The following is a 12360-nucleotide window of genomic DNA, read 5'->3' as shown; positions in this document are numbered from 1 at the left end:
AACCACTCTCTTTCGACAGGGGTAACGGAACTCTCATCCGTCACCCCTGTTTTTTTAATCTTGCCAGCTCTCGACATACCGTTTGAGTAACTGCCGGACGTCTGCCTGAATCTCTGCGTCTTCGAGCGCAAAGGCTAACGTCGTCTCGACGTACCCCATCTTCTCCCCGACATCAAACCGTTTCCCTTCCACCTCATATCCGTAGACCTCTTCCTGTCCATTCAGCCGTTCGATTGCATCCGTCAGCTGAATCTCTCCACCCGATCCCGCTCCTTGGGTCGCCAGGTATTCAAAAATCGCCGGCGTCAGGATGTAACGTCCGATGATCGCCATATTCGACGGTGCCGTTCCCTGGACCGGTTTTTCGACGAACTGACGTACCTGATAACGGCGTCCTGTCTGATTCAACGGATCAATGATGCCGTACCGATGTGTGTCTTCCGTCGGGACGTGCCGGACACCGACGACCGAGGCGTCCAGTTCTTCGTATTGATCAATCAGTTGTTTTAGACCCGGTTCTTCCGAGACGATGATATCATCCCCGAGCAAGACGGCAAACGGCTCATCGCCGATGAAATGCCGGGCACTCCAGATTGCATGTCCCAGTCCTTTCGGTTCCTTTTGACGGATATAATGAATCTCCGCCATCGTCGTCGAGGCATCGACCTCTTTCAGCAAGTCGAGTTTCCCTTTTTGACGCAGGATGTTCTCAAGTTCCGGTGCGTGGTCGAAATGATCTTCGATTGCCCGCTTGTTCCGTCCGGAGACGATGATGATCTGTTCGATCCCCGATGCCACCGCCTCTTCGACGATATACTGAATGGTCGGTTTCGTTAAAATCGGTAACATTTCTTTTGGCATCGCTTTCGTCGCCGGTAAAAACCGGGTCCCGAGACCGGCTGCCGGGATGATGGCTTTTCTGACTTTCGACACGTACATTCCTCCTCAGCACTTGATCCGTTACTCGTAAGCATTCGCTTTCCAGTCCCTTTTTCCCTGTTTTACTCAAAAAAAGACCAGAGACACACGTCTCTGATCCGTTCTTAAAATAGTTTAGTGAAAGCTTCTGTAAATGTCGCGAATGACGGTGTCTCATCGATGACCATCAGACTGCCGGCTGCAAGTACGAGTAAGCTGATCCCTGACAAGATCCATCCCGGATGTTTGACCGTATCTTCGGCATCCATGTTTTTCTTGCCCGGTTTCGCCTGGGCACTCTGTTCCTTCAGACGATCCCGCCGGTACTGGTGCTGTTCTTCTTTCGTCAGCTTCTTGTATTCGGTCAGGAACTTCTTGTATTCCGGTACGACTTCCTTCGTCGTCCCGTCGAGCTTGACCTGTCCGTATTCGAGCCAGATGACCCGCTCACAGAAACTCCGGATCTGGTTCAACGAGTGACTGACGAAGATGATCGTCTTGCCTTCGTTCTTGAACTCGTTCATCTTGTCGATACACCGGTTGTAAAACGTCTGGTCACCGACCGACAACGCTTCATCGACGATCAGGATGTCGGCATCGACATTGACGGCGATCGCAAATCCGAGCCGTGATTTCATCCCGCTTGAATATTTTTTAATCGGTTGATCGATGAAATCCCCGATGTCCGCGAAATCAATGATCCCCGGCATCCGGCGTTCGATTTCTGCATCGTCCATCCCGAGCATCAAACATTTCAGGTGGATGTTCTCACGGCCGGTCAAGACGTTTTTCAACCCTTGGGAAACGGCGATGATTGCCACTTCCCCGTTGATTTCGACGTCGCCTTCGTTGGCATAGATGATACCGGAAATCAGGTTCGACAGCGTCGATTTCCCGGAACCGTTGATTCCGACGAGACCGACGACTTCACCGGACCCGATATCAAGGGAGACATCGCGGAGTGCCGTAAACGTCTTGACGTTTTTACTTTGATTCTTAAACAGTAACTTGAATTTTTCTTTTGTCGTCGTGACCATATCGAACCGTTTCGTGACATGGTCGAGTTTTATCATAGACATGGCGATTTCCTTCCTTAAACGAGCTCGGTGAATGATTTACGGAACTTGATGTGTAAAAACGTTCCGGCTGTGAACAAGAGCAGTGTCACGCTCCAGAAATAAAGTCCCGTCGGCCACTCCTGCCAAACCCAGGCTCCGCCGAGCAGGCTCGCGCGGTATCCTTCCACGAGGTAAAAGACCGGATTCAGACGAAGCACACCGTGTAAGACATCCGGGAACCGTTCGATGTTCCACAGAATCGGTGTCAGATAAAACAGCATCCGCATCATCGATTGCAGGAACAATTGAATGTCTTTGACGAGCGTAATCAATGTCGAGAAACACAGGGAGAACGCGTAGACGAAGATATAAGTAGCCGCCATATAATACGGGAGTTGGAGTAACTTCCAGGTGATCGGAATACCGTTCAGGATGATGACGATGAAGACGATCAGGAGCATCGCGAAATGCTGGTACATCCGGGATAAGATGACATACGACGGAATCGCACTCATCGGGAAACGCATTTTCGTCACCATCGCCAGGCGGCTGTTGATCGAGTTCGACCCGCGCAGCAAGGCATCATTGATGAAGAACCAGACGACGATCCCGCAGAGGAGCCAGACGATGAACGGTGTATCACCGTCGACGTTTTTGTTCCCTTTCAGACCAACACCAAAGACGAACCAGTAAATAAAGATCTGTAAGCCGGGATTGAGCAGCTCCCACAAAAGTCCAAGTCGTTGCTCCGCGTGCGCCGATTTAATCTCATAACGGGCGAGACGGCGAATCAGCGGAAAATTCTCCACTTGTTCGCGGATGATGCTTTTCATTTCTTTCCACATAATTAATTTCCTTCCGATCTGTAAAGGTACATGTATTTTAGTTCGGTTGCATCCACTTCAAAATAAAAAGACGGGCTCCGTTCGCGATTCTTCAAACGAACGACCGACCGCGGACAGGCAGACGCCTGCACGTTGATTCATTCCTCCCTTCCTTTTCAAGCACTCTTTTCCTATTAAAAAAGCAGGCACCGGGTGCCATACACTTAATCAATTCTAGCCATCGTTAAAATTCATGTCAATGTATTGGGCAAACCGACACCAAACTGTAGCTTTCTCCCCGACAAAAAAACCAGTCGGCAACGATGGACAAGACATCGTTGCTGACTGGTTTCGAATGGGATAGAAGTGGAAATTCAATCGTCGTCGGCGGGGATGACAATCCCCAGATCAATAAAATGCTCATCACACATAAGATGACCAGAACCATGGTGCCTTGAATCGTCTCTTTCATCGTCTTATTGCTCTCCTCCCGCGGTTTCCTCATTTCTTCATCATACCGAACTCATACGCCGAACTCCACCAGTAGATTATCAATTAATGGGAATGTTTGACGAATTGATGTATATTTCCGTTTCTTTTTTCACTCGGACAGATTATAATGAAAGCGTTATCATTTTACATGTTTAGGTCAAATTAACCAGAAAAACAGACTAAAACGGACGTCTATCCCTGGTTGTCATGTCGTCCGACCTAAGAATTTACGAATTTTACAAAAGTTTTATCGCACCATCCACCAAGAACGACTTATAGTAGAAGAAGAGGTCAACGATCGCATTTCGACCTTGTATTCATACACCCACTTTGAAGGAGGATTTCTACGTATGTATAAATCAAAACCGCTTTACGCGGCAGCCGTTGCTGTCGCCCTGACGACATCGGCAATCGTGCCGGTTGCCCAGACTACTGTATCGGCAGCAACGCATGTCAAAGTCAAAACGGTCAAACTCAAGTCACTCGTCTTCACAAAAGGTGCCCCGGTCAAGTTACCAGCTACATACAAGGGCGAGAAAATCACGTGGAAAAGTTATGACCGTCACATATTCAACCGCTATCAGACGGTCAAAGGAACGTATGGCAAGAAGAAATCGCCGATCGAAGTCAAAATCCTCATTCAAAACTATGCCGTGAAGTTCGTCGAAAGTGTCAAAGAACAGACAATCTATGTCGGTGAAAAACCGGAACTTCCGAAAACGTTGGCTGTCCTCTATGCGACAGGCCGTGTCTATGACAAACCGGTCCGCTGGTCGAAAGTCGATACGAGCGAAGCCGGCGTGAAATATGCCGTTGCGAGTTACACACGTCTCGGCAAAACAATCACCCTCAAAGCAAAAATCAACGTCCTTGATATCAATAAAGATGATTTCTCAATCGGTTTGCTGCACACGAACGATACGCACGCCAACCTCGATAAAGCACCAAAACGCGCGACTGTCATTAAAGAACTCCGCGCTGCCTATAAAGCAGACGGTACACCGTCACTGTTACTCGATGCAGGCGATGTCTTCTCCGGTTCCCTTTACTTCAACAAGTTCAAAGGACAAGCCGATCTCGAGCTGATGAACTATATGAAATACGACATGATGACGTTCGGTAACCACGAGTTCGATCTCGGGGATGCGGACAACCACTTAGCGTTACAGGAATTCGTCAAGAAAGCGAAATTCCCGTTCATCACAGCGAACGTCGATTTCAGCAAAAACGAATTACTCGGCGGTCTGCAATCGAAAACAATCACAGCCGGTCCTGAAAAAGGCAAAATCTATCAAGGCATCATTAAAGAATACAAAGGACAAAAAATCGGTTTCTTCGGTCTGACGACAGAAGAGACGGCCGATATCTCGAGTCCGGGAACTGTCGCCTTCGCGAACTACATCGACAGTGCGAAAGCAGCCGTCAAAAAACTCGAAGACCGTGGCGTCAATAAAATCGTTGCTTTGACACACATCGGTTTTGATGACAATCCGGCCGTCGACAATGATCAGTTGCTCGCACGTAACGTGGACGGCATCGATGTCATCGTTGGTGGTCACTCGCATACGAAACTTGAAACACCGGTCGTCGTGGATGATACGGTCGTACCGGGTAAAGCAGAGCCGACCATCATCGCTCAAGCTTACCAGTACGGTGATTTCCTCGGAAATCTTAACCTGACGTTCGACTACAAAGGGAAATTGACAGAGTATAAAGGATCATTGATCGACGTTTCAAAAGCAGCGGAAGATGCTACTGCCGCGTCTATCCTTAAACCGTACGCTGATCAAATCACAGAACTGAAAAACGAAGAAGTCGGCGCGAACATCGTCAACGAACTCGTGAATCCACGTGGAGAAGTCAGTGTCCGGAACAGCGAAACGGCACTCGGAAACCTGATCACAGACGGGATGCTCCAAAAAGCGAAAGAATACAACAAAGATACAGTCATCGCGATGCAAAACGGTGGTGGAATCCGTGCTGCCATCAATGCCGGTCCACTCACGGTCGGTGAAGTCTTGACGACACTTCCGTTCGGTAACACACTCGCGACAGCACAATTGACAGGTCAGGAAATCAAAGACTTGCTTGAAATCAGCGTTGGCGTCGCTCCAATCGAAAACGGCGGTTTCCTCCACGTTTCAGGTATGAAATTCGAATACAGCAGCAAACTCGCAAAAGGCGACCGTGTCACGAAAATGGAAGTCAAAAACGGCGACACGTTTGAAGCCCTTGATTTAACGAAAACGTACGTCATCGCAACGAATGCCTTCACAGCTAAAGGCGGCGACGGACTTACACCGTTCGAAGTGGCTTATAAAGACGGTCGTGTGACGGATCTTGGTCTCTCGGACTGGGAAAACCTCCGCGACTTCACGAAATCACTTGGTCAAGTCGATTACAAAATCGAAGGCCGGATCGTCGATACAAAAGCAGAAACAAAATAATTCCGCAAAAAAAGACCGGGCTTAACTGCCGGTCTTTTTTGTGTTTTCAGGAGGCGGATCATATCCTCTCCTGTTGTTGTCTTCATAACGTCTGGGTCTGATTTTGTTTCAGCAAGGTGATGATGTCATCCAGTTCATACTCCTGTGCCATCATCAGCGGCGTATACCCATCGGCATTTTTGATTGCCGGGTCGGCGCCCCGCTCAAGCAACAGTTGGACGGTCTCTTTTCCTTCACCTTCAACCGCGTGATGGAGCGGTGTATATTTCTCGTCGTCCTGTTGATTGATTTTCTCGCCCCGTTCCAAGTACAGCTCCACCAATTCCTTGTTGTTGCTGTAGACCGCTGTGATGAACGGCCGTTCGCCGAACTCATTGACGGCGTCAACATCACTGCCGGCAGCAAGCAAGGCTTTAAAGACCGTCTCCAGCCCCTCACTCGACTTCCGGTACCCGAGGTAATGCAGGGCCGTATCGCCGTCGGCATCGACTGCCTGCATATCACTCTTCGGAATCAACGTTTCGATTTCTGCAAGCGTCCCCTTTTGAATCGCCGCCATCAGTTTCGATTCTCCGAGATCTTCTTTCGCCGTCTGCTCGGCAACGGAAGAGGCACCGTTCGGCAACCAAGTGGGCAACTCAAGCTTTGTCACGGCGAAGACCAGTCCTGCCAGGGCCAGACAGCTCAGACTGACGACGGCGGCACTCGCAATACGGGCCGACTGTTTTCGCGGAGCGTCGAGTCCGGCAAACGTCAACCGCCGGGAAATGGACGACTGATTTCGGAACAATTCACTGAGCGCTGCGGCAAACGGCATCGGTTGGCGTTTTTGACCGATATAGGCATCAAGGTGCAACGTCTGCCAGGAGACAGGACCGACAACGGACCGGACAAGCGCCGGCACACGCTCCTCTTCTGCGAGACAAGCCAGTGCCTGCCGGTCAGCCGTCTCTTCGCATGCCCGGAGATAAGCACTTCTCAGGAACGGCACCCAACTCCCGAGCAACAGCAGCATCCGTTTCTCTTCGTGGTTCTGTTTTAAATGGACGAGCTCGCGCAACAGTTCGAAACGCGTCGTCGCATTTACCGGATAACCGGTTGGTAAGACAAGCAGATACTTTTGAAACAAGCCGATCGTCCGTGGACGTTTGATTGTCTTATGGTTTGTTACGATGATTTCCGGCACCTTCCAGAATCCCAGTCGTTCCGCATCCTGCCGAAGTTGTTCATAAACAAGTGGTTGCTGCTGTTCACTCAGCACCATCCCGTCCGTCCGGATGGTCATGACACGAATCCACTGACGAACCCAGAACATACCGAGTAAAAGAAGGACCGTTCCAACGATTATGATCCCGATTGTTTCAAGTGTCAGAATCCCGATGATTAAGCCACAACCCGTTACGAGTGTACTCAGCAAGAGTAACCAAAAATAAAGTCGCTCTCGTACGGTCGCGGACTGTTGTCTCTGTCTGATTTGTTTCACTTCCTCATGCATTGGTTCACCTCTTTTTCTCACTCCTCTTATCATACCGATAATTCCATAAGAGTTCCAAGGCAATTCTTGTTAATAAAAAAAACATTATCCTTAAATATATTTTAAAAATAAAAATAAATCTTTTTAAAGCATTACTAAATACCTAAATTGAATATATCTAGATTCTAGAAAAATTAAATTTTCCTGATATTTACCCAGTCATACGAGCATTCTTTGTAACATTTGAAATATCATTACCATGATTCTTTAGAACCATAAACGTTTTCTTACCAGGTAAGTCAAAAGTCATTTATTTAAATTGCATTCCACAATTTAATACCATATAATAACTAATAGAATGAAGAATATGGGAGTGAATTTCTTGGGAGTATTCGGATTGTTTAATAAAGAATATACGATTCAATATCAAGTTATCGAACAGGATGAAATCGTGGACACAGATCGGCTGATCATTAAAGCCGGTGACCACACGGCAGCGCGGAAAAAAGCAGATACGATGCTTCGTAAACAATTCGGTCGGACGCAATATAAAATTGAATGGGTCCAACGTTTTTAATCGTTCAAATACCCGGTCGCCTCAGCAAGATTGAGACGACCGGGTATTTTTGTGTTCAACTCGATTGCCGGTATTCTGACTTGACGAGCCGGTCGGCTTTTAGGAACAGACGCAGAGCCGTATAGAGGACAATCCCGAAGACCGCACCACTTCCGTCAATGATGACATCTCCGACGAGCGGAGTCCGTCCGCCGGTCAATTGCTGATGAAACTCATCAACCACTCCGACGGTCATCGCTGTCGTCGCGGCAAAGAAGGCAGCCGGAACCGGACGATAGCCGCGCAGACGCAAGACATGGACGAGGCTTGTCCCGAGGATGAAGAACAAACCGGCATGCATCCCTTTACGGATGAAAAACTCAAGGAATGCTGCGGGCCCAAGTGCCGCGACACTGATCGGCACCTCATAATGAAACGAGACGAACGAAAAGGCGTAGACCCATCCGAGTGGGATATGATTCGTCAGAAACGGAATCAAGGATTGCTGCTGATAACTCATCGAACTGAATCCGAATAATAAAAGTAAAATAGCTCCTGCCATGATGTAGCCGATCGATGGACGACGCATCCGAACATCCCTCCTTTCAATACTTGCCATCGTACCATGGATTCCAGGGCGAGACATACGGCAAAAGTCGGAGGCCGTAACACAAAAAGGTCTTACTCCTTTGAAAAAGAAGTAAGACCCTATCGTTTATGAGATGGACGTTTTCGGTTCACGCAAGAGATGCTTGATTTCCCCGAACGTCACGAACGTTTTATTTTTTGCGTCATACAGCTTGTAACGCAGCGACTTCAGACTTGAGAACAAGCCGATTGTCGTTGCTTTTTGAAGCGGTGGTGTTGCCGTATGCGCTTTTTCTAAGTTGTAGTTCGGGACACGCGGACTTAGGTGGTGAACGTGGTGGAAACCGATGTTCCCTGTCACCCACTGCAAGACTTTCGGCAATTCATAGTACGAGCTGCCTTCGATGGCGGCCTTGACGTAATCCCATTCGCTCTCATCCTCGAAATACGAGTCTTCGAACGTATGTTGGACGTAGAATAACCAGATTCCGAGGACGCCTGCCGTGAACATCGTTGTTCCTTGAATGATCAGGAACGCCTGCCATCCGATGAAGTAAATCATGATCCCGTATAAGACGATCAGTGACGCATTGATGACATGCGTATTGATCCGTTCTTTTTTGCGGGCATCTTTCCGGTTGAACCGGCTGACGACAAGAATCAACAGGAGTGGTCCAAGACCAAACATGACGAGCGGATTCCGGTACAGACGGTATTTCAGACGCGTCCATTTTGAAGCTTCGACATATTCTTCGATCGTCATGACCCAAATGTCACCGACACCGCGTTTGTCCAAGTTCCCGCTGGATGCGTGGTGGATCGAATGCTCCCGTTTCCATTTCTCGTACGGGAATAAAGTCAGAATGCCTGTAATCGTTCCGACGATTGCGTTGGCCTTTTTGTTTTTGAAGAATGACCCGTGTGTACAGTCATGGAAGATGATGAACATCCGCACGACGAAACCGGCTGCGACGATCGCAAGCGGGACAGCGAGCCAAACGGAAATCTGCAAGGCCTGATAAGCCAGGAACCAGGCGACGAGAAACGGCAAAATCGTGTTAATCATCTGCCGGACGCTGGATTTGACGTCTGCCTTCTCAAAAGGTGAAACGTGTTTGCGAAGCTGGGCGATTTTTTCTTTACTCATGTGTTGCTTCCTCCTCGAATTCGTACAGCGTTCACGACGCTACAATGAAATGAACTTGATATGAAACCTGTAAACGGCGTTCGTGACGGTGAATTCGTAACATCCACATGAAGATCGACCCGACCGATATAGTTAAACGCTTGAATATTTTTAATACCTGGTAATTATAGCACATCGAAAAACAGAATGAATATTAAATTCTGATATCATTCGAAATATTTAAGGTCAGACGGCCACAAAACTATTAACTCTCCAGCAAAAGAAAGTTTCAAGATATTTCTTCCACCTCAATTAAAAAACCGCCTCTAGCAATAGAGACGATTTAGGATCAGTTCAATTTTTTCAACGGCTTCACTGCCGGTCCTTCTAAGACATTCCCCTCGTAATCAAACCGTGAGCCGTGACACGGACAATCCCACGACCGTTCCCCGTTGTTCCATTTGACGTCACACCCCATATGCGTACAGGTCGTTTTGACGAGGTGCAACTCACCGGATTCATCACGGTATCCTCCGACCGTCTTTCCGGCATGCCGGACGAGCCCGCCTTCATCGATTCCGAGGTTGTCCGCCGATTGACTGGCGCGACTTACTTTTCCCTTCAGTAATTCAATCGCAACATCGGCATTGTTCTTCGCGAATTGTTTCGCATCCTGCTTATGCAACTTCGACCGGTTCGGGTCAAACAATCCCCGGAAACGGTTCGGCGTTCCCGTTAATAAATCGGACAAGAGCAGTCCCGCCGCAATCCCGTTCGTCATCCCCCACTTGGCAAATCCGGTCGCAATCAGGATGTTCGGATCGTCACTCGTCATCTGTCCGATATACGGCACTTTATCGAGTGAAATCAAATCCTGCGCCGACCAAAATTGGTCAATTTCAGCTACACCAAACTCACTCGCTGCGAAATGGGCCAACGCTTGATAGTTTGTTTTTGTATCCATCTGATGGCCCGACAGATGGTTTTCCCCGCCGAACAGTCCAAGCCGTTTCCCGTCTGCCGTGTGCAAATGACGGAGCGACCGGCTTGGTTTATCGGCGCTCATGAACATACCGTCCGGAAAATCCTCCTGGACCAGTCCGGATACGATATACGACCGGTGCACTTCGAGTTTCGAGAAGTAGAGTCCCTTAAAGTCGTTGAACGGAAAGTGTGTCGCGACGATGACCTTTTTCGCTTCAATCTGATGACCCGATTCAAGCAACACGGTCGGCGTCCGTTTCGACTCGACAGACGTCGCCCGCGTCTGTTCATACAACTTTCCGCCTTGTCCCGTGAAATGACGGGCAAGACCAAGTAAGTATTTGACCGGATGGAACTGGGCTTGCTGACGGATCACGAGTGCTTGTTCGACCGGATACGGTAACTTGCTTTTGACCTCATCCGTCGCATCTCCTCCATTAATACCAAGCCGGCTGTAGGCATCCGCTTCCTTGGCCAGTTGCTTGTGTTTTGGTCCGCTTGACGCGACATAAAGATAGGCATCCTGTTCCTCGAGCTCACACTCAATCGCAAGACGTGTCGTCTGATCCCGCAGGAACCGAATCGCTTCTTCATTCGCTTCGTGATAGAGTTTCGCTTTCTCTTCGCCGAATGTCTGAATCAGTTCGTCATAAATCAAGCCATGCTGTGATGAGACCTTCGCTGTCGTATAACCGGTCGTCCCGCTCGCAATCCGGTCTGCTTCAATTAAGGTCACGTCATAGCCCTGTTCAATCAGTTGAACGGCTGTGACGAGCCCTGCAATTCCGGCTCCAATGACGACGACATCACTCGTCAGGTTATCGTCTAGCTGTGGATAAGTTGAAGGTTCAATCGAAGTCCGCCAGTACGATGTTGGAAATCCATCCAGTCGCTTCATTTCCCTACCTCCGTAAGTGTCAGTTTTTCTTTCCTTAGCTAACAGTTACAGTTACCCTTGTTTCGCTTAAAACATTCTTTATTTATACTTTTTCATCTTATTTGAATCTATCACCCTTTATATTTTAATCATTTCCTTATCCATCAAATAAATTAGTAAAATTAAGGGAATTTAATTTATACTATCCTTATATTGATAAAACAAAGGAGATTAATTATGTCATTTTTACTGGGAGTTTCTTTAATCGCTATCATTATTGTGATAATCAAGCATCATCATGAACTAATTCCTCAACTCCGCGCGGGATCGTTAAACTTAAAGATAGGTGTATTTTCTTTAGTCGTTGGATGGATCATTCACATTTCGAGTAATATGACTGGATTCAATGAGCTGTTGATTGTTAATCAAATCAATTCTGCCTTTTTCCTCTTAGCATTTATTTGTCTTATTGTTGGAGTAACGAAATTTATTAATCGTTTACCATTGAACTTTAATCGAAGATTGATGATTTTTACACTGATTTTAGCGTTCGCTTATACCATAATTAATGAACAGTTTTCGTTTTTAAGTTACTTAATCCCAGCAACATTTAACTATAGTTGGATTTCATTCTTTCTGTATATTATTGTTGTTTGTTGCCTCATTATCGAAGTCTATCACTTCATCTTCACCGGAAAAGTATCCAACGATGTATCCGCTGAAGATAACCGATTTTAATTTGAGTCCCACTTTATTTCTTAGTTTTTCAACCTGTCTCCCTTTCGGATTCAGGTTTTTTATTTTTTCCCGAACATCCGCTTGGATAAGTAGAGTTATCCTGAAGCGAGTGGCGGAAAAAGGCGGTTTTTCAAGAAGAATCAGCGGTTAAATGGAGAAAATGAAGAAGATAGGTGTTAGAAAAGCTGAGAAAACCGTTGGCATAATTCAAAAAAGACGATTTGAAAAGAGCGGATAACTCTACTTATACTGAAACTACCGCGGAATACATAGATATG

10 protein-coding genes are annotated in these 12360 nt (G+C 47.5%); 2 read left to right on the top strand and 8 right to left on the bottom strand.

Going from position 1 to position 12360, the window contains the following annotated elements; translation table 11 throughout:
- Positions 1–54 precede the first annotated feature (54 nt).
- The 4 genes from galU to DVG79_RS00120 form a co-directional block, all read right to left on the bottom strand.
- A complete protein-coding gene (gene galU / locus DVG79_RS00135; protein ID WP_114594960.1) occupies positions 55–933 on the bottom strand; it encodes a UTP--glucose-1-phosphate uridylyltransferase GalU in 879 nt (292 codons plus the stop codon).
- 110 nt (positions 934–1043) lie between these two features.
- Positions 1044–1997, bottom strand: coding sequence for an ABC transporter ATP-binding protein (locus DVG79_RS00130; protein WP_114594959.1), 954 nt, complete (start codon positions 1995–1997; stop codon positions 1044–1046).
- Between the two features lie 14 nt (positions 1998–2011).
- Positions 2012–2821 carry an ABC transporter permease gene (locus DVG79_RS00125; protein ID WP_026827415.1) on the bottom strand — a complete coding sequence of 270 codons (810 nt, stop codon included), beginning with the start codon at positions 2819–2821 and terminating at the stop codon, positions 2012–2014.
- A 235-nt stretch (positions 2822–3056) separates the two neighbouring features.
- Positions 3057–3272 (bottom strand): hypothetical protein, encoded by a 216-nt coding sequence (locus DVG79_RS00120; protein WP_114594958.1) that lies wholly within the window; start codon positions 3270–3272, stop codon positions 3057–3059.
- Between the two features lie 370 nt (positions 3273–3642).
- Between DVG79_RS00120 and DVG79_RS00115 the strand changes: the two genes are divergently transcribed.
- On the top strand, positions 3643–5739 hold the full coding sequence (locus tag DVG79_RS00115; RefSeq protein ID WP_114594957.1) for a 5'-nucleotidase C-terminal domain-containing protein: 2097 nt from the start codon (positions 3643–3645) through the stop codon (positions 5737–5739).
- Between the two features lie 82 nt (positions 5740–5821).
- Here the strand turns inward: DVG79_RS00115 and DVG79_RS00110 are convergent, their stop codons facing one another.
- The gene (locus DVG79_RS00110) at positions 5822–7234 is read right to left on the bottom strand and encodes an ankyrin repeat domain-containing protein (RefSeq protein WP_114594956.1); all 1413 of its coding nucleotides are present in this window, start codon (positions 7232–7234) and stop codon (positions 5822–5824) included.
- Positions 7235–7595: 361 nt separating this feature from the next.
- On the opposite strand from DVG79_RS00110, the gene DVG79_RS00105 reads away from it, so the two are divergent.
- Entirely contained in the window at positions 7596–7790 is a 195-nt protein-coding gene (locus DVG79_RS00105; protein WP_114594955.1) for a hypothetical protein, read from the top strand.
- Between the two features lie 55 nt (positions 7791–7845).
- Here DVG79_RS00105 and DVG79_RS00100 read toward each other — a convergent pair whose 3' ends face one another.
- The 3 genes from DVG79_RS00100 to DVG79_RS00090 all read right to left on the bottom strand — a co-directional run bounded on the left by DVG79_RS00100 (position 7846) and on the right by DVG79_RS00090 (position 11365).
- Positions 7846–8358 (bottom strand): VanZ family protein, encoded by a 513-nt coding sequence (locus DVG79_RS00100; protein ID WP_114594954.1) that lies wholly within the window; start codon positions 8356–8358, stop codon positions 7846–7848.
- Positions 8359–8484: 126 nt separating this feature from the next.
- Positions 8485–9504 (bottom strand): Delta(5) desaturase DesA, encoded by a 1020-nt coding sequence (gene desA, locus DVG79_RS00095; protein ID WP_114594953.1) that lies wholly within the window; start codon positions 9502–9504, stop codon positions 8485–8487.
- A 328-nt stretch (positions 9505–9832) separates the two neighbouring features.
- Complete coding sequence (locus DVG79_RS00090) at positions 9833–11365, bottom strand: FAD-dependent oxidoreductase (RefSeq protein ID WP_114594952.1); 1533 nt, start codon at positions 11363–11365, stop codon at positions 9833–9835.
- Positions 11366–12360: the final 995 nt, after the last annotated feature.

The organism is Exiguobacterium sp. RIT594 (assembly GCF_003339585.1).
In the GTDB taxonomy this organism is placed as follows: domain Bacteria; phylum Bacillota; class Bacilli; order Exiguobacteriales; family Exiguobacteriaceae; genus Exiguobacterium_A.
This window is presented reverse-complemented; position numbering and strand designations above follow the sequence as displayed.